This is a genomic window from Spirillospora sp. NPDC049024 (assembly GCF_040649235.1).
Classification (GTDB): Bacteria; Actinomycetota; Actinomycetes; order Streptosporangiales; family Streptosporangiaceae; genus Spirillospora.
This window is the reverse complement of sequence record NZ_JBEZFD010000033.1, coordinates 1-19,381: the sequence shown is the minus strand read 5'-3', so window position 1 is coordinate 19,381 and position 19,381 is coordinate 1. Positions and strand designations below refer to the sequence as shown.

Sequence of the window (19,381 nt, the reverse complement as noted above, 5' to 3'; positions counted from 1 at the left end):
CGAAGCGTCCGCCTGTTTCTCGCCGGGTTGTGCGGTCCGCTGCTGGGCCGCCCCGACCTGCGCATGAGTATATGTCGTGGAGGCTTCGGAGGGACGCTGCGCCGGGGCTTCTCGCGGTCGGCATCGGCCATGCGCCGGGCAGAGAGGGAATGGCATGTCGATTCATGAGTCCCCGGAATTTTGTGACCAGCCGGAACTGTTCGGCCCCGACTTCGTCCGCGATCCCTATCCGACGTATGCGTGGTTGCGTGAGCACAGCCCGGTCCACAGGTTCACGCTGCCGCAGGGCATGCCGGCCTGGTTGATCACCCGGTATGACGACGTCCGCGCGTGGTTGAACGATCCTCGGCTGGCCAAGGATCTGCGGCGGTTCCTCCCCCCGGAGGCGCTGCCGAGCCCGGCCATCCGGGACGTGCTCACCAACAACATGCTGCAGAGCGACCCGCCCGGGCACACCCGGCTGCGACGGCTCGCCGCGAAGGCGTTCACCGCCCACCGCGTCCAGGCCCTGCGGCCGCGCGTCGAGGAGATCACCGACGGGTTGCTGGACGAGATGGGCCCCGAGGGCGAGACGGATCTGATCGACACGCTGGGTCTGCTGCCGATCAGCATGATCTACGAGTTGCTGGGCGTGCCGAAGCGCGACTGGGAGTCGTTCCGGCGGTGGTCGGTTCTCGGTTCGGACGAGCAGTCGACCGGCAGCGTGGAGTTCGAGGCGGCCACCGAGGCGCTCAAGGGTTACACCCGGGAGTTGATCGCGGACAAGCGGGTGCGGCCGGGCGAGGACCTGCTCTCCGATCTCATCGTCGTCCGCGACGAGGGGGACGGGCTCTCCGACGACGAGTTGACCGCGATGGCGTTCCTGCTGCTCCTCGGCGGGCAGGAGACGACGATCAGCCTGATCGCCGCGGCCGTCTACCACCTGGTCCGGCATCCGGATCAGCTGGCTCTCCTGCGGGCCGAGCCGGAGCGGTTGCCGGCGGCGATCGAGGAGGTGCTGCGGTTCGACGGTCCCGCGATGAACGCGAGCATGCGGTTCGCCACGGAGGACATCGAGGTGCGTGGGGTGTCCATCCCCGCGGGCGGTGTGGTGTTCCTGGGGTTGGGGTCGGCCGGGCATGACCCGGACCGGGTGCCCGACGGCGAGCGTTTCGACATCCGCCGGACGGGCGTGAGGCATCTGGCGTTCGGGCACGGGATCCACACCTGTATCGGGTCGGCCCTGGCGAGGTTGGAGGGGGAGGTCGCGATCGGCCGTCTGCTCGACCGCTACGCCGAGTTGGAGCTCGCCGTCGACCCGGGCGAGCTGAGATGGCGGCCGGGCATGCACTTCCGCGGGCCGGCCGAGCTTCCCGTCCGCTACCGGTCCGAGCCCCGATGACGGCCGAGATCAGGGTGGCCTCCGGGCGTCCGCGTGACGGCCGCTTCGACGACGACATGGAGACCGTGCTCGGCTGGCTTCGCGACTACGTCGGCGCCCCGTCCGAGCACCTCGGCCGGCAGGGGCTGGTCTGCCCCTTCGTGCCCGCGGCTCTCAACGCCGAGGCGATCCGTTTCAGTTTCCACTACGGGGTCGACGCGTGCGACGTCGGCGGGCTTCGGCGTCTGGTCGTCGCCGAACTGCGCGATTTCGAGGCGGCGACCGAACGGCCGCGGCGGTCGGGCGTCTCGCTGCAGAGCCTGCTGGTGGTCCTCCCGGACGCCGCCGAGGAGGGCTGGCGGCGGATCGACGAGAGTTACGGCGCGCTCAAGGACTTGGCGGTCGACGCGGGTCTCATGATCGGCCAGTTCCATCCGGCCTGTGCCGAGCGGGCCGTGCACAATCCCGCCTTCCGGGTGTCCCGGTCGCCGATCGCGCTGTACGCCGTCCGGCATATGGCGCCGCACGACTCGCTGTTCCTGCGTGCCGAGCGGCGGTGGTTCGAGAAGTACCGGGCGCGGTTTCCTGCGCGGGCCCGCTCGGCGGCCGCGGACGGTCTGGTCCGGCCGCGGGCCCTGCCGGCGCGCTCGGACGGGTCGGTGGGGGGCAGGTGAGCGTGGCGGGTGAGACGCCGGGAGCGGTGCTGGTACGGCAGATGATCTTCGGGCAGTTGCTGTCCCGTGCCGTCTGCGCCGCGGCCGAACTCGGCCTGTCGGATCTGCTCGCAGGCGGTCCGCTGCCGGTGCGGGAGCTGGCCGACCGCGCCGGTGCCGACCCGCGCCGTTTGACGCAGCTCATGCGATGCCTGGCGGCGTTCGGGGTGTACTCGGCCGGCTCCGATGGTTCCTACGGGCTGACCGCGGTCGGTGCGGCGCTGCGCACCGGTGCCGCTGGTTCGGCGCTTCCGACGGCCCTGCTCGCCGCCGGTGAGGTCGGCACCGCATGGACGGGCATGCTCGGCACCGTTCGGACCGGCAGGACGGCGTTCGACGAGCTGTTCGGTGAGGGCTTCTTCGAGCGCCTTGGCCGCGACGGGCGGCTGCGCGGGCTTTTCGACCGCTCGCAGACCCACGATCAGGAACTGGAGATCGAGCAGCTGCTGTCGGCGGTCGACTTCTCCCGGTACCGCCGCATGGTGGACGTCGGGGGCGGCGACGGCGCGCTGCTGGCCCGGCTGCTGCAGGCCAACCCCCGCGCCGAGGGGGTCCTCCTGGACGGCGCGGGGACCGCGGCGAACGCTCGTGCGCGGATGCGGCGGGAGGGCCTGGCGGACCGGTGCACCGCGGTCACCGGCGACTTCTTCGAGGCCGTGCCCGCAGACGGCGACCTTTACGTGCTGCGCCAGATCCTGCACGACTGGGACGACGAGCGCTGTGTCGAGCTCCTGCGCGTCTGCCGGCGGGCGATGCCTCCGGGCGCCCGGCTCCTGATCGTCGAGCGCATCGTCGAGGAGGGGGCCACGGGGCAGGACGCGCGTTTCGCGGCGCTCATGGACCTCTACATGATGACCGTCGTGGGCGGTGTGGAGCGCACCGCCCGGGAGTTCGGCGACCTGCTGGCCAAGGCGGGTTTCGCCGTGGACGCCGTCCACCGCCTGCCCACGGCCGTCGCGGTGATCGATGCCCGTCCCGGTGCGGCGGCCGGCTGAGACCGGTCGGTCGCCCTGCGGGCGGTCGTCGCATGGAACTGCCGGGGCGGTGTCGCGGACGCCGTTCCGGCAGGGGCGCCGGCGGCGGGCGGCTCGGCACTCGGGGCAGGGGCCGGGTGCGGCCGGGCTCGACCGCGTGGGCGAGTTCGACGGCCGCCCGGCGGGCGGCGCCCTGCGCGACAGCACCAGGTGAATGGTCCACGGATCGTTCTCACGGGCTTCACCGGAGACGAACCGGTGCTGCGTTGAATGGAGAGAGCTTGAAGTCAAGCCTTGAAGAAAACCAGTTCGTCGGTTTGTATTGAGCGTGGAGACCGCCGAGGGACAATGGGAGGCGCGGTCAACTCCGCGTTTGCTCTGTCGCCTGGCACCATGTTTCGCAGCCATTTCGGCCGAGGTGGAGGAAAGATGGAGGGCAGCGCCGTTCCACGTTGTCCCCTTCCGGGAGCGCCGAAGCCGGGACTGGCGCCGCGGGCCGGGGGAAAGCGTCCAAGTCATCGCGATCCGGTCGCTGCTGCCGGCGGACTCCGCCCGGCTCGAAGGTGAGGACGGGGATTACGTTCTCCGGCTCGCCGAGGTGGAGACGCCGTTGCCGCCAATTCTGGCGCACCGCCAGGTAATCGCGAGGGCGTGTCCCTGCCGCAGGCTCCGGCGGTGCCCGAGGTCCCCGACCACCAGGCGTCTCTGCGGCCGCCCGACTCCCGCACCGCCAAAGTCTGGCGCACGGCGGCCGAATACGGCCTCGCGTGCGCCGACCGCCCGGAGGTCATGCGCCGGCTGATGAAGGATCCGTCCCTGAGCCACCCGGCGCACGGCCGTGAACTGCTGCGGATGCTGAACGCTCAGTTCGCGCGCGCGGGCGGGTGGACCGGGCTGGCCGACACCGTGCCGACCCGCTGCGCGGAGGCCCTCGCCGGCCTTGCCCGCGAGGCCGCGGCCGCCTGGGAGCGGTTCGCGGAGGCGCTCGACCACCGCTAAGCGGGCTTTTCCATTGCCGTTGCCGTTCCCTCGGGCATTTTCAGGTGAATCACGTCTAGTGTGCGCCAATAGCCTTGAAGAATAACGCAATGAATAACTTTCGCTACTCTTTGAAGTGGGTTTCGGTCACGGTTCTATTTTGGTGTGGCCATATCACGGACGTTATTGTCCAGGCCGTTAGCGTTGACCCCATCGGATCGTCCCTTTAGCGTTATCGCGACCGAGTCGAAGAGGCCGGCAGCGCTGGAACGAGTGATTCGCCGCGAGGGAATTCTGTTCGCCCAGGGTGAAGGGTTGCTCCGATGGAATTTGGTTCCGACCAGGCTGTAGAGCGCGTCGTCCGCGCCATGTACGAGAACTTCGGCGAGCAGCTCACCATGGACGACATGGCCCGAACCGCACTGTTCAGCAAGTTCCATTTCTCGCGGGTCTTCCGGCAGGTCACCGGCATCTCCCCGGGGCGCTTCCTGTCCGCGGTGCGGCTGCAGGAGGCCAAGCGCCTGCTGCTCTCGACCTCGCTGACCGTCGCGGAGATCAGCAACCGGGTCGGCTACACGAGCGTGGGCACCTTCAGCACGCGTTTCAAGAACAGCGTCGGGGTCCCGCCCACCCTCTACCGGCAGAGCGGCGGGTACCGGCCGCTCATCCCCGTCGACCCGCGCAGGGACGGCAGGGGCTCCCGCCCGGTGACGATCGAAGGGCGGGTCTCCCTGCCGAACGGGGACGACACCGGCCCGGTCTTCCTCGGCCTCTTCCCCGAAGCGATCCCGCAGGGAGCGCCGACCCGATGCTCGGTCCTGGAGGAGCCCGGCAGGTACGAACTCGCCAACGTTCCCCAGGGAACCTGGCACCTCCTGGTGTACTCGGCATCGCCGCACCACGACGTGGTGATCCCCTATCCCACGTTGACCGCTCCCGCCCCGTGGGTCGGGTCGCGGGGGCCGATCACCGTCGGCACGGACACGGACGTCGTCTCGGTCGACGTGGAGCTGCGACCGATGCGCGTCATCGACCCACCGCTGTTGATGGCCCTGTTCGACCCGCAAACGGCGAGGGTGGACGCGACCGGGAGCTGACGGCCCTCCCCCGGCGCGCAGCCCGCGCCGGGGCCCGGCGGTCCTGGAGTCAGGCACGGCGGCGATCAGCCGGGACAGCGCTTCGTCCGCCTCCGCGGACCAGCCGGCGCGACGGTCGGCCATCAGCCGGTCGACGACGCGGCGCAGCTCGGCACGGGCCCTGCGGAACCGGAGCTGCCGGGACAACGGCACCCACAGCGGATCGGCGACGACTCGTTCAAGGGGATGGGCACCGACTTTATGGTCTTCGGGGTCCTGGTCGCGTGGCGTGCCCCGGCTCGTGGGAGCCGGGGCACGCCGCCCTCGTGTCCGGCGCAGTGATCGTCAAGGGGGCACCGGGCGGCTCAGTCCCGCAATCGCGCATTCTCGAAGATGCTTCTCCGCTCCCGTGCTCGTACGTTCGGAGGGACCACTGGTCTGTCCACCGCTCCGACAGCGGCCACCTCAGCGACCTGAGAGGAATCAGCCATGGGAGGCAGTAGCGTGCAGACCGGCCGGCTCGCCACGCTCAACACCCGGGGCCACAAGGCCGCGGTCATGATCTTCATGGTGATCGTGGTGGCGCACTGGGGCGAGCATGTGGTGCAGGCGGTCCAGATATGGGTCCTGGGCTGGCCGGTGCCCAAAGCCCGAGGCATTCTGGGGATGCCGTTCCCGTGGTTGATCCAGTCAGAGTGGCTCCACTACGGGTACGCACTGGTGATGCTGGTCGGCCTCATCATCCTGCGTCCGGGATTCACCGGCCGCTCCCGGAACTGGTGGACGCTCGCGCTGGCGATCCAAGCCTGGCACCACGTCGAGCACCTGATCCTGCTGATCCAGGCCATCAGCGGCTCCAACCTGGGCGGTCGAGCGGCCCCGACCAGCATCATCCAGTTGCTCGTCCCCCGGGTCGAGCTCCACCTCTTCTACAACGCGGTCGTCACCGCCCCCATGATCGTGGCCCTGCTGCTTCACCGGCGTCCGCGTCCGGAAGAGCGCTCCGAAATGGTCTGCACCTGCGCGGCCGCACCCGAGCTGAGAGAGCGGCCGGTCGGCGTATGAGGCCGCGCCCGTCCGCTTTCGACGTCATGCTCTGCATCGCCGGCGTCTTACTCCTGGCCCTGGTGCTTCCCGGACTCCCCCAGGTGGTCCGGGCGGCGCAGGCCGACGTGGGCGTCCACGGGACGTTCGTCGCGCAGGACCGGAACTGCATCACCCATCCCGGACACACCGCCTGCACCTGGCGTGGCCGCTTCCGGTCCGACGACGGGACGATCGATCGGCACGACGTCTACCTCTACGGGAACGGTCCCGGGGTGCGCGCCGGTACCCCGGCGAGGGCCAGGGACATCGGCCGCGCGGGGCACGTCTACCTCATGGCGGGCAGCCGCGAATGGGTGTTCTCGGCACTCCTCGCCATCGGCGGGCTCGCCCTGCTCCGTAGGGGCGCCCGTCCGCTGTGGGCCGGCTTCCTGTCCCCCGCCGGCCGCCGCCGTCGACGAGCCGCCACCGGCCCCGGCGAACGCGTCCGTTCGCACGCCCGCGCGCCGGACGTCGGCGAGGGTTCGTCCGCTGACGCGCGTCCTGCCTCAGATGCCTGAAGAAAACGGTCCGCCAGGACGCGGTGCGGCCGCCACCGATGGCCCGGGTCGGGGAGTTGGTCAGGAGCGTTCCGCTGGGGCACCGCATCCGGCGGATCTGCCACCGGGCAGTCACGACCTGCCGGTGAGTTCGGCGAAGCGCAGGGCGTTGCGGACGGCGGCGCCGCCCGGGTCGTTGTTGAAGTAGACGTAGGCGTCCCCTTCCCCACCGAGCTCGTCCGCCCAGCGCTGGAGGGTCTCGTCGTCGTACTCCGGCCAGGGTTCGGCGGGGCCCTCGTGGAAGCGCATGTAGCGCCAGTCGGCCGTACGCCACAGCGGCGTCTGCGGCTCGCCGAGGCTGTCGGCCCAGCACAGGGCCGCGCTCTTGTCCTCCAGGACGTGGCGGGTCTCGTCGGTCCACCATGAGGGGTGGCGCGGTTCGACGGCGACGCGGACACCGTCCGGGAAGCGGCGCAGGCACTCGGCGAGGCGGTCGGTCTCGGCCTGCAGTGTGGGCGGGAGCTGGAGCAGGACGGGACCGAGCCTGTCCCCCAGTCCGCGGGCGGCGTTCATGAGGCGCGCGACGGGCTCCGCCGGGTCCTTGAGGCGTTTCATGTGGGTGAGGTAGCGGCTGGCCTTGACCGCCATGACGAAGCCGGGCGGCGTGTGGTCGCGCCACAGCTCGAACGTCTCGCGGGTGGGCAGGCGGTAGAAGGCGTTGTTGTTCTCGACGGTGGCGAAGGTGTCGGCGTAGTGCCGCAGCCAGTGCCGCTGCGCGAGGCCGGGCGGGTACAGGACGTCGCGCCAGTCGGTGTACTGCCATCCCGAAGTGCCGATGAGCACGGCCCCTCCCCCGTGTCCGGTGAACGCGTGTCCGGTGAACGCGTGTGCGGGGTCATACCCGCCGGCGGTGCGGTTCCAGGGCGCGGATGTAGTCGACGAGGCGGACGCCGATCTCGAAGGGGATGTCGGGGCCGGTGAGGTCGGCGTCGGGCCAGGTCTCGGAGATGCGGCGCCAGGTGTCGCGGCCGAGGAAGGCGCCGGTGCGGGGTTCGTCGCCGAGTTCGGCGCGCCATGCGGGTTCGGTGGTGAGGAGGCGGGTGAGGGCGTCCTGGTTGTCGGGTTCGTCGCGGTGTTCGGCGTGGAAGCCGATCTCGACGGCGTGGTCGCGGGCGCCGGGGGCGAGGGCGGCGGGGATGATCTGGGCCTCGTAGTGCTCGCGCTGGGGCGCGGGGTCGCCGAACCAGGCCTTGACGCCGTTGTGGCGTACCTGGACGTGGGGGTGGCCGAGGGCGGGCGGTGTGGAGCCTCGGACGATCTCGCCGACCTGGTCGAACAGTGCCCTCTCCCCCATGTTGTCGATCTTACGGGGTTGTGTCGGTGGCGGGCGGTAGCGTCCGGCGGGTGCGTCCTGCCGATGTTCAGCGTCTGTCCGTGGCCGAGTGTGTGGACCGCTATGCGGAGATGGTGCGTGCGAAGGCGTCGACGGGTGCGCTGGCGCCGTCGTCGGCCGAGGTGTACGTGCGGGACGTGGTGACGTTCGCGGTGCTGGCGGGTGAGGACCGGGTGCTGGACGATCTGACGGGCGAGGACGTCGATGAGGTTCTGCTCAGGTTCGCGCGCAAGCCTGATGAGCGGCGGCGCCGGGGGGCGCGGCCCGCTGGCGCCGGGGGTGCGCCGTCGCAGAGTGCGGCGTCGCAGGCGCGGTTCCGGCGTTCGGTGTCGGCGTTCTTCCGGCATGCGGTGGTGGCGGGGTGGGTGCAGCTGAATCCGATGCAGGCGGTGACGGTGCGGCCGAAGGAGCGGGGCGGGCTGCGGGCCGAGCGGCGTGCGTTGACGGTGGAGCAGGCTGAGGGGCTGCTGGGTGCGGCGCGGGGGTTGGCCGAGGCGCCGGGTGCGGGGTCGGGTGCGGGGTCGGGTGCGGGGTCGGGGGCGGTGCGGCGGCGTGCGGATCAGCGGACGGAGTTGCGCGACGGTCTGATCGTGCTGCTGCTGGCGGCGGTGGGGCCGCGGGTGTCGGAGTTGACGGCGGCGAATGTGGAGGACTTCTTCGTCAACGGGGGGACGCGGTATTGGCGGATCTTCGGGAAGGGCGGGCGGACGCGGGACGTGCCGCTCCCCCGTCCGGTGGCGGAGGTGCTGGACGCGTATCTGGCGGAGGGGCGGGTGGTGCTGGACCGGGGGCGGGAGCCGAAGGCGCTGCTGTTGTCGTGGCGGGGGCGGCGGTTGGCGCGGGGCGATGTGCAGGGAGTGATCGACCGGGTGCTGGAGCGGGTGGAGCCGGGGCGGCGGCGGAGTGTGACGCCGCATGGGCTGCGGCATACGACGGCGACGCATCTGCTGGCGGCGGCGACGGACATGGACGCGGTGCGGCGGGTGCTGGGGCATGCGGATCTGTCGACGCTGGGCCGGTACCGCGATGAGCTTCCGGGTGAGCTGGAGGCGGCGATGCGGGTGCATCCGCTGCTGGGTCCGGTGGAGGGCCGGCGGCGTGGTTGACGCGAGCGCGGGGCCGCGGTGAGGGGCGGCCGCGCAGGGGGCTGTGTTCCTGCGCGGCCGTGGGTCCGTGGGCCGGTCAGGTGGCGAGGTAGGCGGCGAGGTGTTCGCCGGTGAGGGTGGAGCGTTCGGCGGCGAGTCGCGCTGGGGTGCCTTCGAAGACGACGCGTCCGCCGTCGTGGCCGGCGCCGGGGCCGAGGTCGATGATCCAGTCGGCGTGGGCCATGACGGCCTGGTGGTGCTCGATGACGATGACGGACTTGCCGGCGTCGACGAGGCGGTCGAGGAGGGCGAGCAGGTGCTCGACGTCGGCGAGGTGGAGGCCGGCGGTGGGTTCGTCGAGGACGTAGACGCCGCCGTCCTCGGCCATGTGGGTGGCGAGTTTGAGGCGCTGGCGTTCGCCGCCGGACAGGGTGGTGAGGGGTTGGCCGAGGGTGAGGTAGCCGAGGCCGACGTCGGCGAGGCGGTGGAGGATGCGGTGGGCGGCGGGGGTGCGGGCGTCGCCTTCGGCGAAGAACTGCTCGGCGTGGTCGACGGGCATGGCGAGGACGTCGCTGATGTTCTTGCCGCCGAGGGTGTAGGTGAGGACGTCGGCCTGGAAGCGTTTGCCTTCGCATTCCTCGCAGGTGGTGGCGACGCCGGCCATCATGGCGAGGTCGGTGTAGATGACGCCCGCGCCGTTGCAGTTGGGGCATGCGCCTTCGGAGTTGGCGCTGAACAGTCCGGGTTTGACGCCGTTGGCCTTGGCGAAGGCCTTGCGGATGGGGTCGAGGAGTCCGGTGTAGGTGGCGGGGTTGCTGCGTCGTGAGCCGCGGATGGGGGTCTGGTCGATGGAGACGACGCCGGCGCCCTTGGGGATGGATTCGTGGATGAGGGAGCTCTTGCCGGAGCCGGCGACGCCGGTGACGGCGACGAGGATTCCGAGGGGGATGTCGACGTCGACGTCGCGGAGGTCGTGGGTGTCGGCGCCGCGGATCTCGAGTGTGCCGGTGGGGGTGCGGAGGGTGTCCTTGAGGGGGGTCTTGTCGTCGAAGTGGCGGCCGGTGATGGTGCCGCTGGTGCGCAGGCCGTCGACGGTGCCCTCGTAGCAGATGGTGCCGCCGGCGGTGCCGGCGCGGGGGCCGAGGTCGACGATGTGGTCGGCGATGGCGATGGTCTCGGGTTCGTGTTCGACGACGAGGACGGTGTTGCCCTTGTCGCGGAGGCGGAGCAGGAGGTCGTTCATGCGTTGGACGTCGTGGGGGTGCAGGCCCATGGTGGGTTCGTCGAAGACGTAGGTGACGTCGGTGAGCGAGGATCCGAGGTGGCGGATCATCTTGGTGCGCTGGGCCTCGCCGCCGGACAGGGTGCCGGAGGGGCGGTCGAGGGAGAGGTAGCCGAGGCCGATCTCGACGAAGGAGTCGAGGGTGTCGCCGAGGGCTTTGAGGAGGGGGGCGACGGAGGGGGCGTCGAGGTCGCGTACCCATGCGGCGAGGTCGCTGATCTGCATGGCGCAGGCGTCGGCGATGCTGATGCCGTCGATCTTCGATGAGCGGGCGGTGTCGCTGAGGCGGGTGCCGTCGCAGTGGGGGCAGGGGGTGGTGGTGACGGCGCGGTCCACGAAGGCGCGGATGTGGGGCTGCATGGAGGCGCGGTCCTTGCTGAGGAAGGACTTCTGGATCTTCGGGATGAGTCCTTCGTAGGTGACGTTGACGCCTTCGACCTTGATCCTGGTGGGCTCCTTGTAGAGGAGGGCGTTGAGTTCGGCGTCGGTGTACTTGCGGATGGGCTTGTCGGGGTCGAAGTAGCCGCAGCCGCGGAAGATGCGGCCGTACCAGCCGTCCATGGTGTAGCCGGGGATGGTGAGGGCGCCCTCGTTGAGGGAGAGGGTGTCGTCGTAGAGGGCGGTGAGGTCGAAGTCGTTGGCGGTGCCGGTGCCTTCGCAGTGGGGGCACATGCCGCCGGTGACGCTGAAGCTGCGTTGTTCCTTGACGGTCTTGCCGGCGCGTTCGGTGGTGACGGCGCCTGCTCCGCTGATGGAGGCGACGTTGAAGGAGAACGCCTGGGGTGAGCCGATGTGGGGCCGGCCGAGGCGGCTGAACAGGATGCGCAGCATGGCGTTGGCGTCGGTGGCGGTGCCGACGGTGGAGCGGGCGTCGCCGCCCATGCGCTGCTGGTCGACGATGATCGCGGTGGTGAGGCCTTCGAGGACGTCGACGTCGGGGCGGGCGAGGGTGGGCATGAAGCCCTGGACGAAGGCGCTGTAGGTCTCGTTGATCATGCGTTGGGACTCGGCGGCGATGGTGCCGAAGACCAGTGAGCTCTTGCCGGAGCCGGAGACGCCGGTGAACACGGTGAGGCGGCGTTTGGGGATCGCGACGTCGACGTCCTTGAGGTTGTTCACGCGTGCTCCGTGGACGCGGATCAGGTCGTGGACGTCGGCGGCGTGCGGCGCGGGCGGGGCGGTGTCCGTGCTCGTGGCCTTGCTCATCGTGTCTCCATGTGTCGGGCGCGGCAGTGGGCTCTGTCTACCCGATCGGCGGTGCGGGAGGGGGCGGGTGGACTGTGGTCACGCTAGGGGCGGCGGGGTGGTGGGCGCTTCTCGATTCCTGATCGGTCTGGTGACCTGCTTTTCCAGGCAGGAGGGGACGCCGGCGGCGGTGCCGGAGGAGGCGGGCGGAGGCGGGGTGTCGGCCGCTCGGCGGCGGTAGGCGCTGGGCGGCATGCCGACGAGTTCGGTAAAGCGGGTGCTGAAGGTGCCGAGTGAGGAGCAGCCGACGGCGAAGCAGACTTCGGTGACGGTGAGGTCGCCGCGGCGCAGGAGGGCCATGGCCCGTTCGATGCGGCGGGTCATGAGGTAGGAGTAGGGCGATTCGCCGTAGGCCTGGCGGAACTGGCGGCTGAGGTGGCCGGCGGACATGTTCACGCCGCGTGCGAGGGCCTCGACGTCGAGGGGGCGGGCGTACTCGCGGTCGATGCGGTCGCGGACGCGGCGCAGGCGTGCGAGGTCGCGCAGGTGGTGCGGTGCGGCGGGTGTGCTGGTCACATGTGTGATCGTGCCATGCCGGGGCGGGGTCGGCGAGTGGCGGCGTGTCGGCCGGGTTCGGGGAGTTGCGCCAGGTCGGGGGCGGTGCGGGGTCAGGTGGGGCCGAGGGTGCGGGCGAGGGTGTAGGCGGCGTGGAGGTCGGTGCCGCGGTAGTCGAGGGCGGCGATGTCGGCGAGGTGGTGGTCGGCGTTGACGGCGACGGTGTTGGCGAGGTGGCGGAACAGGGGCGCGTCGGACATGGAGTCGCCGTAGGCGGTGCACTGGTCGGTGGTGAGCCGGTGGCGGGCGAGGAGGCCGTCGGTGATGCGGACCTTGTCGTCGGGGGTGAGGATGCCGGCGGGGTCGAGGGTGCCGGTGAAGGGCATCGGGGGGAAGCGGGAGGCGACGACGTGGTCGAAGCCGTGGTCGAGGAGGTGGTGGGCGAAGAAGTCGGGCGACATGGTGATGACGGCGGAGTGCTCGCCGCGGGCGCGGATGTCGGCGCAGACGTCGGTGATGCCGGTGAGCCAGGTGGCGGCCTGGTAGGCGGTGGCGACGACGGCGGGGGTCAGGTGGCGCCACAGGCGGTGGATCTCGGTGGAGAAGCCGCGGGTGTCGAGGGTGCCGGCGGCGAAGCGGGCCTCGAGGTCGCGGAGCTCGGGCAGGGTGCCGAGGTGGCGGGCGATCTCGAGGTTGGCGGTGGTGCCGGCCAGCAGGGTGCCGTCCATGTCGAAGATGTGCAGGTGTCCCACAGGGTGTGAAGTGTGGTGGAGGCGGGGGCGGGAACGCGACCCGTTTTCCGCCGGGCCGGGCGGGGCCGGGTGGTGAGGCGTGGTCCTTCTGGGTGAGGCGGCGGTCGTGCCCGGATCTGAGGGCGCGGGCCCGGCCCCTGCCGAAAGTGGGGGGTGAACAGGGCCTTTCGCGGGATCCGCCGGGTGGTGGCGCTTCCTTAGCGTCGTGCCCATGGACGGATTGATGGGTGTGGTCGACACCGCGGTGACGTCGCCGTGGTTCTATCTGGCGCTGTTCGCGGTGGCGGCGCTCGACGGGTTCTTCCCCGTGGTGCCGAGCGAGAGCATGCTCATCACCGGAGGGGTGTACGCGGCGTCGGGGCGGCCGGAGCTGGCGCCGGTGGTGGCGGTGGCCGCGCTGGGTGCGTTCGCCGGCGACCACGTGTCGTACCTGGTGGGGCGCCGGGCGGGCGGGCGGCTGGTGCGGGGGGCGCGGCCGGGGACGCGGCGGCACGGGGCGTTCGGGTGGGCGCGGCGGACGATGGCCGAGCGGGGCGGGCTGATCCTGGTGGTGGCGCGGTACGTGCCGGGCGGGCGGACCGCGGTGACGGTGACGATGGGCGCGGTCGGGTTCCGGCTGCGGTCGTTCTCGCTGTTCGCGGCGGTGGCGGCGGTGTCATGGGGCCTGTACGGGGCACTGCTGGGGTATGCGGGCGGGGTGGCGTTCGAGGACGACCCGCTGAAGGGCGTGGCGGTCGGGCTCGGGCTGGCGCTGGGGGTGACGGCGGTGGTGGAGGGCGCGCGGTTCGCGCGGCGGCGCCGGCGCGGCGCCGCCCGACCCGCCGAAGCGGTCGAGGCCGCGGAGGCCGCCGAAGTCGCGACGGCCGAGGGGCCGGAGCGCGAACCGGCGCTACGAGTGGGGCCATTGCCCGGCGAGTGATCCCCCTAAGGTGAAAAGCTTGACCCTCCATGGCCGTGGAGTGAACATCAGCGGTCTTTTCGGTGTCTGACAGATGACGGGTCTGGCAGATGACGGGCACGGGCCGCTGCGAGCGTGAGGGAGAGCATGGGAGCGCCGGATTTCAGCGCGGATCTGTACCGGGAGATCACCGAGTTCGCGCAGGGCACGCCCTCGTGGGTGCATTCGGCGGCGGACGTGGGCACCGACGCTGGGCTGCTGCTGTTCGCGGTGCTGTTCGTCGCGGGCTGGGTGCGGGCCCGGGGCATGGACGCGCGGGCGATGGGGCTGGCGCTCGCGGCGCCGTTCGCGATGGTGTCGGCGTATCTGGTGAGCGAGGTGTCCAAGAGCTTCATCCAGGAGGAGCGGCCGTGCCGCGCGGTGGCGGGGGCGGTGCACATCGCGGCGTGCCCGGCGCAGGGCGACTGGTCGTTCCCGAGCAACCACGCGACGATCGCGGCGGCGTCGGCGGCGGCGATCGTGGTGGCGTGGCGGGCGACGGCGCCGCTGGTGCTGCCGCTGGCGGCGCTGATGGCGTTCTCGCGGGTGTTCGTGGGCGTGCACTACCCGCATGACGTCGCGGCGGGGTTCCTGGTGGGCGTCGTGGTGGCGCCGACGGCGGCGATGGTGCTGGTGCTGGCGCTGCGTCCGCTGGTGGAGGCGCTGCGGGACGTGGCGGTGGGCGCGGTGCTGCTGGGGGCCGGCCCGGCGGCGCCGCGGGGTCCGGGCCTCGGGGTGCCGCTCGGGACGCCGCGGCCCGCGGCCGCGGCGTCGCCGATGGTGGGCGCGGCCGCGCCGATGGACGACGCGTCGGTGACGATGCCGGACGTGATGGGCGGCGTGCCGCCCCGTCGGGGTCCCCTCCGCTAGCCGCTCGATCGGGGGCCGGGTTTTCACGGGCCGTCCCAGGTGGTGCTTCGGCGCCGTTCGGGGCGGCCCGTTCGCGTGCGCCGTCCGGGGTGCCGGGTTCCTGACGAAAGTCGGGGGCCGGCGGTGGCGTCCGCCCGGTGCGGGGCTCCTCCCCCGCTGCCTAGCGTCGCTCGGGACGGCTGGACGGGAGGACCTTGATGATCGTGTTGCGGGGCCTGACGAAGCGGTTCGGGGACAGGACGGCGGTGGACGGGCTGTCGCTGGAGGTGGCGGCGGGCAAGGTGACGGGGTTCCTGGGCCCCAACGGCGCCGGGAAGTCCACCACGATGCGGATGGTGGTGGGCCTGGACCGTCCGAGCGCGGGCGAGGCGCTGGTCGGGGGCCGCCGGTACGGGGAGATGCGGCATCCGCTGCGGGAGGTGGGCGCGCTGCTGGACGCGGGTGCGGTGCATCCGGGGCGGTCGGCGCGGGCGCATCTGCTGGCGATGGCGCGCAGCAACGGGATCGCGCGGGGCCGGGTGGAGGAGGTCCTGGCGATGGTGGGGCTGGAGGCGGTCGCGGGCCGGCGGGCGGGGACGTTCTCGCTGGGGATGCGGCAGCGGCTGGGGATCGCGGGCGCGCTGCTGGGCGATCCGGGGGTGCTGATGTTCGACGAGCCGGTCAACGGGCTCGATCCGGACGGGGTGCTGTGGGCGCGGCGGCTGATGCGGTCGCTGGCGGAGCAGGGCCGGACGGTGTTCGTGTCCTCGCATCTGATGAGCGAGATGCAGCTGACCGCGGACCGGCTGGCGGTGATCGGGAAGGGCCGGCTGCTGGCGGACGCGCCGATGGCCGAGGTGATCGCGGCGGGGTCGGGGAACGCGGTGCGGGTCCGCAGCCCCCGCGCGGGGGCGCTGGCGGAGCGGCTGGAGGCCGCGGGCGGGCGGGTGCGGCGCGTCGGCGAGGAGGAGCTGCGCGTGGCGGGGCTGGCCGTGGAGCGCGTCGGGCTGGTCGCGTTCGAGGCGGGGGCGCCGGTGCTGGAGCTGGGCGCGGTGCAGGCGTCCCTGGAGGAGGCGTACATGGAGTTGACGGGCGCGAGCGTGGAGTACGGCGCGGCGCCGGGGACGGGGGTCTGAGCGATGGCGGTCACGGGAGTGCGGGCGGGCGGCGGCGCCCGAGCGGCCGAGGGCGGCGGGTGGCGCGGCGCGGTCGCCGCGGAGTGGACGAAGCTGTGGTCGGTGCGGTCCACCTGGTGGGGGCTGGCGTCGGCGGTGGCGCTGATGGCGGTGATGGCGTTCACGCTGGCGACCTCGACGGTGTCCAACAACACCAACGCGCTGCCCGGCGACGACATGGGCGTGGTGTCGGTGAGCGGCGTGGCGGTCGGCGCGCTGGACATGGTCCAGTTCGTGGTGCTGGCCCTGGCGATCCTGGTGGTCACCGGTGAGTACGCGACGGGCAGCATCCGGGCGACGCTGCAGTGGGTGCCGCCGCGGGGCCGGATGCTGGGCGCCAAGGCGGCGGTGGTCGCGGCGGTGGCGTTCCCGCTCGGGGTCGTGCTGAACGCGGCCGGCACCGCGGTCGCCGATCCGGCCCTCGGGCGGTGGGGGCGGCTGCGGGCCGGGGAGTTCGCGGCCGACGCGCTGCAGTCCGGGGTGTACCTGGCGCTGGTGGCCGTGCTGGTGCTGGCGGTGGGGGCGATGCTGCGCAGCACGGCGGCGTCGCTGACGGCGGCGTTCCTGTTCCTGATGGTGGCGCCGATGCTGCTGGGCGCCGGGGACGAGGCGGGGTTCGCGCGGCGGGTGTCGGACTCGATGCCCAGCACCGCCGGCCGGTACTTCATGTCCGGGGACGGCCCGTATCCGCAGGCGGTGGGGCTGGCGATCCTGGCGGCGTGGACGGCGGCGGCGCTGTGCGGCGGGGTGGTGGTGCTGCGCCGCCGCGACGCCTGACCCGGCGCGGGGGGCGGGGTCAGGTGGGGTCGTCGGTGCCGTCGACGAGGCCGGCCTGGTGGGCGAGCACGGCGGCCTGCACGCGGTTGCGCAGGTCCAGGCGGGTGAGGATCGCGCTGACGTAGGCCTTGACGGTGCCTTCGACGACGTGGAGGCGCCCGGCGATCTCGGCGTTGGACAGGCCGGCGCCGAGCAGGGCCAGCACGTCGTGCTCGCGGGGGGTGAGCGCGGCGACGCGGCGGCGGGCGCGGGCGCGGGCGTCCAGGCGGCCGCCGCCGATCTGGGTGATGACGCGGTGGGCGACCTTCGGGGACAGGTAGGCGGCGCCGTCGGCGACGGCGCGGACCCCGGCGATCAGTTCGCGGGGGTCGCCGGACTTGAGCAGGAAGCCGCTGGCGCCGCCGGCCAGGGCGCGGGCGATGTACTCGTCCTCGCCGAAGGTGGTGAGGATGATGACGCCGGTGGCGGGGGCGAGGCGGCGCAGTTCGGCGGCGGCGGCCAGGCCGTCCAGGCGCGGCATGCGGATGTCCAGGAGGGTGACGGCGGGGCGGTGCCGCAGTGTGAGGTCGACGGCCTCGCGGCCGTCGGCGGCCTCGGCGACCACCTCGATGCCGGGGTCGGCGGTCAGGATCGCGCGCACGCCCGCGCGGATCATCGCCTCGTCGTCGGCGAGCAGGGCGCGGATCACTGGTCCTCCTGGCGGTCGCCGCGGCGGGCGCCGAGTTGCCGGGTGTCGTAGGTGTTCTTGGCGATGAGGCGGCCGCCGGCGAAGCAGAGCCGGTAGACGCGGCCGATGCCGAGCACGTTGGCGTCGGGCCGGTAGTAGCGGCAGCGGGCGCGGGCGGGTTCGGGGACGGCGGAGCGGACGGTGCCGGCGTCGGGGGTCTGCATGGGCGGCAGGGCCTGCTCGACGCGGTGCTGGGGGTCGCCGACGGCCAGCGCGCCGTAGTCGGCGGGCCGCAGGACGGAGTTGAGGGTGGCGAAGACGTGGTAGCCGGCCATGATCGCGCCGAGCAGCGCCATGAGGGCGGTGGGGGCGGCGATCGCGGTGATCAGGCCGCGGCGGACCTGGCGGCGCTCGCGGGCCAGGTGCCGGGCCGATTCCGAGGGCCACTCCCCCGCGGCCGCCTTCGGGGCGGGGCCTGGGGCGGGGGTGAGGCCGAGGGCGGTGCGCAGCGCGTCCCGCGCGGTCGGCGCCTTCCCGGCCGGGGCCGTCCGGGCGGCCGGTGCCGGGGCGGGCGGGGCGGCGGGCAGGTCGGCGGTGACGCGGAAGCCGCCGTCGGGGGTGGGCGCGGCGTGCAGGGTCCCGCCCAGCAGGCGGACGCGTTCGGTGAGGCCGGTCAGGCCGCGCCCGCCGGACGGCAGCAGCGGCGGCCCGCCGGGCGGGGGGTCGTTGGCGACCGTGACGGTGACTCCGCCGGGCTCGCCGCCGGGGTCGGCGAGGGCGACGGTGACGGCGGCGCCCGGGGCGTGCTTGGCGGCGTTGGTGATGGCCTCCTGCACGACGCGGTGCGCGGTGAGCGCGGCCATCGGCGCGAGCCCGGCGGGGGCGTCGCCGGTGAGGCGGACGGGGACGCCGGAGGCGCGGGCGCGGTCGACCAGGTCGGGGATGCTCTCGCGCGCGGGCCGCACCGGCGCGGCGTCCGGGCCCGCTCCCCCGGTGCCGGGCGCGGCGGGGGGTTCGGCGGTGTCGTCGCGGAGGAGGCCGATGATCTCACGGAGGTGGTCGGTGGCCTCGGCGGCGCCGGTGCGCAGTTCGGCGGCCGCGGCGCGGTGCCGGTCCCGCAGGCCGGGCGCAACCTCCAGCGCGCCGGCGCGCACGGCGATCAGGGCCAGTTCGTGGCCGAGGGAGTCGTGCATGTCCTGGGCGATGCGGGCGCGCTCGCGCAGGCGTTCGCGTTCGGCGACGATGCGCTGCTGGTGCTCCAGGCGCTCGGCGCGCTCCCACCCGGCGTGCAGAAGTTCCTGGTACTGGCGCCAGTAGCGGCCCACCAGCCAGGGCAGGACGCCGAGAAGGACGAGCCAGACGGTGAGGGGGAACCAGGCGGTGACGTCCATGCCGCGGAGCACCGACAGCAGCGCCCCGCCGACCAGGACGCCGGTGAAGGTCCACAGCAGCGGCTGCGCGCGGGCGCTGCGCAGGCCCGCCAGGTAGGACAGGACGGGCATGGCGAACACGAAGTTGCCGTGGACGAGGGTCAGCGCGATCACGGTGAGCACCGCCGGGGCGGGCCGGACCCGGGCGGCGGCGATCGCGGCGGCGAGCACGGCGAGCCCGGCCGCCTGCAGCCACCACGACGTCCGTGCGGGCTGCGGCGGGGAGGCCATGCCGGCCGCGACCGGCAGCGCCAGGACCGCGTACAGCAGGACGTCCTTGACCAGCGCCGCGCGGGACGGCCGCCGCACCAGCGCGCGCAGCCGGGCCGGCGCGGACGGCCCGGACGGCCCGGACGGCGCTGACGGGGCGGGCGCGGGGAGACCGGGGGCCGCGGAGTCGTTCACGGGACTCACGCTACTGGCCGGTGATCTGGGCCGTTACTGACGAAAGTCAGGGGCCGGGCCGCTCCCGCCCGGGCAGGGACGATCTTCGTTGGGGCGCGGGACGGGCCCGGGCTGAACTACGGTTGGCGCGTGACAGCGACCCCCCGGCGCCGCCGGCGCCCGCCGGACGCGCCGGTCCGGGGCGCGGCCGAGACCGCGCCACGGG

General features: G+C 72.9%; 20 protein-coding genes. 13 read left to right on the top strand and 7 right to left on the bottom strand.

Annotation, left to right across the window (positions count from 1 at the left end; genetic code table 11):
• The first annotated feature begins 154 nt into the window (after positions 1-154).
• The 8 genes from AB0C21_RS39525 (at position 155) to AB0C21_RS39490 (ending at position 6,705) form a co-directional block, all read left to right on the top strand.
• A complete protein-coding gene (locus tag AB0C21_RS39525) occupies positions 155-1,381 on the top strand; it encodes a cytochrome P450 family protein (protein WP_500211304.1) in 1,227 nt (408 codons plus the stop codon).
• The gene (locus AB0C21_RS39520) at positions 1,378-2,034 is read left to right on the top strand and encodes a DUF6875 domain-containing protein (protein ID WP_500211303.1); all 657 of its coding nucleotides are present in this window, start codon (positions 1,378-1,380) and stop codon (positions 2,032-2,034) included. The genes AB0C21_RS39525 and AB0C21_RS39520 overlap by 4 nt, the downstream gene beginning before the upstream one ends.
• Positions 2,031-3,068, top strand: coding sequence for a methyltransferase (locus AB0C21_RS39515; protein WP_500211302.1), 1,038 nt, complete (start codon positions 2,031-2,033; stop codon positions 3,066-3,068). The genes AB0C21_RS39520 and AB0C21_RS39515 overlap by 4 nt, the downstream gene beginning before the upstream one ends.
• Before the next feature lie 49 nt (positions 3,069-3,117).
• Positions 3,118-3,261, top strand: a complete 144-nt coding sequence (locus AB0C21_RS39510; RefSeq protein ID WP_500211301.1) for a hypothetical protein — start codon at positions 3,118-3,120, stop codon at positions 3,259-3,261.
• 437 nt (positions 3,262-3,698) lie between these two features.
• Complete coding sequence (locus tag AB0C21_RS39505; protein ID WP_500211299.1) at positions 3,699-4,046, top strand: hypothetical protein; 348 nt, start codon at positions 3,699-3,701, stop codon at positions 4,044-4,046.
• A gap of 302 nt (positions 4,047-4,348) precedes the next feature.
• On the top strand, positions 4,349-5,122 hold the full coding sequence (locus AB0C21_RS39500) for a helix-turn-helix domain-containing protein (RefSeq protein WP_500211297.1): 774 nt from the start codon (positions 4,349-4,351) through the stop codon (positions 5,120-5,122).
• 483 nt (positions 5,123-5,605) lie between these two features.
• Positions 5,606-6,166: a hypothetical protein gene (locus tag AB0C21_RS39495; protein WP_500211296.1), complete on the top strand. Its 561-nt coding sequence runs from the start codon at positions 5,606-5,608 to the stop codon at positions 6,164-6,166.
• Positions 6,167-6,192: 26 nt separating this feature from the next.
• Positions 6,193-6,705 (top strand): hypothetical protein, encoded by a 513-nt coding sequence (locus AB0C21_RS39490; RefSeq protein ID WP_500211294.1) that lies wholly within the window; start codon positions 6,193-6,195, stop codon positions 6,703-6,705.
• A gap of 111 nt (positions 6,706-6,816) precedes the next feature.
• Here AB0C21_RS39490 and AB0C21_RS39485 read toward each other — a convergent pair whose 3' ends face one another.
• Together AB0C21_RS39485 and AB0C21_RS39480 are read right to left on the bottom strand one after the other, a co-directional pair.
• On the bottom strand, positions 6,817-7,527 hold the full coding sequence (locus AB0C21_RS39485; RefSeq protein WP_500211292.1) for a DUF72 domain-containing protein: 711 nt from the start codon (positions 7,525-7,527) through the stop codon (positions 6,817-6,819).
• 52 nt (positions 7,528-7,579) lie between these two features.
• Positions 7,580-8,038 (bottom strand): hypothetical protein, encoded by a 459-nt coding sequence (locus AB0C21_RS39480; protein ID WP_149258407.1) that lies wholly within the window; start codon positions 8,036-8,038, stop codon positions 7,580-7,582.
• 50 nt (positions 8,039-8,088) lie between these two features.
• On the opposite strand from AB0C21_RS39480, the gene AB0C21_RS39475 reads away from it, so the two are divergent.
• Positions 8,089-9,183: a tyrosine-type recombinase/integrase gene (locus AB0C21_RS39475; protein WP_500211291.1), complete on the top strand. Its 1,095-nt coding sequence runs from the start codon at positions 8,089-8,091 to the stop codon at positions 9,181-9,183.
• A gap of 76 nt (positions 9,184-9,259) precedes the next feature.
• On the opposite strand, the gene AB0C21_RS39470 is transcribed toward AB0C21_RS39475, so the two are convergent.
• The 3 genes from AB0C21_RS39470 to AB0C21_RS39460 form a co-directional block, all read right to left on the bottom strand.
• Positions 9,260-11,650: an ATP-binding cassette domain-containing protein gene (locus AB0C21_RS39470; RefSeq protein WP_500211289.1), complete on the bottom strand. Its 2,391-nt coding sequence runs from the start codon at positions 11,648-11,650 to the stop codon at positions 9,260-9,262.
• A gap of 78 nt (positions 11,651-11,728) precedes the next feature.
• Positions 11,729-12,205 carry a helix-turn-helix transcriptional regulator gene (locus tag AB0C21_RS39465; RefSeq protein WP_500211287.1) on the bottom strand — a complete coding sequence of 159 codons (477 nt, stop codon included), beginning with the start codon at positions 12,203-12,205 and terminating at the stop codon, positions 11,729-11,731.
• Between the two features lie 92 nt (positions 12,206-12,297).
• A complete protein-coding gene (locus AB0C21_RS39460; protein ID WP_500211286.1) occupies positions 12,298-12,936 on the bottom strand; it encodes an HAD family hydrolase in 639 nt (212 codons plus the stop codon).
• 211 nt (positions 12,937-13,147) lie between these two features.
• Here AB0C21_RS39460 and AB0C21_RS39455 point away from each other — a divergent pair, with 211 nt between their 5' ends.
• The 4 genes from AB0C21_RS39455 (at position 13,148) to AB0C21_RS39440 (ending at position 16,674) form a co-directional block, all read left to right on the top strand.
• Positions 13,148-13,855, top strand: a complete 708-nt coding sequence (locus AB0C21_RS39455) for a DedA family protein (protein WP_500211284.1) — start codon at positions 13,148-13,150, stop codon at positions 13,853-13,855.
• A 126-nt stretch (positions 13,856-13,981) separates the two neighbouring features.
• A complete protein-coding gene (locus AB0C21_RS39450; protein ID WP_500211282.1) occupies positions 13,982-14,743 on the top strand; it encodes a phosphatase PAP2 family protein in 762 nt (253 codons plus the stop codon).
• A 197-nt stretch (positions 14,744-14,940) separates the two neighbouring features.
• A complete protein-coding gene (locus AB0C21_RS39445) occupies positions 14,941-15,858 on the top strand; it encodes an ATP-binding cassette domain-containing protein (RefSeq protein WP_500211280.1) in 918 nt (305 codons plus the stop codon).
• A gap of 3 nt (positions 15,859-15,861) precedes the next feature.
• The gene (locus AB0C21_RS39440) at positions 15,862-16,674 is read left to right on the top strand and encodes an ABC transporter permease (protein ID WP_500211279.1); all 813 of its coding nucleotides are present in this window, start codon (positions 15,862-15,864) and stop codon (positions 16,672-16,674) included.
• Positions 16,675-16,693: 19 nt separating this feature from the next.
• On the opposite strand, the gene AB0C21_RS39435 is transcribed toward AB0C21_RS39440, so the two are convergent.
• Together AB0C21_RS39435 and AB0C21_RS39430 are read right to left on the bottom strand one after the other, a co-directional pair.
• A complete protein-coding gene (locus AB0C21_RS39435) occupies positions 16,694-17,362 on the bottom strand; it encodes a response regulator (protein WP_149258398.1) in 669 nt (222 codons plus the stop codon).
• Positions 17,359-19,176, bottom strand: a complete 1,818-nt coding sequence (locus tag AB0C21_RS39430; protein WP_500211277.1) for a sensor histidine kinase — start codon at positions 19,174-19,176, stop codon at positions 17,359-17,361. Before AB0C21_RS39430 ends, AB0C21_RS39435 begins: the two co-directional genes overlap by 4 nt.
• Between the last annotated feature and the right edge of the window lie 205 nt (positions 19,177-19,381).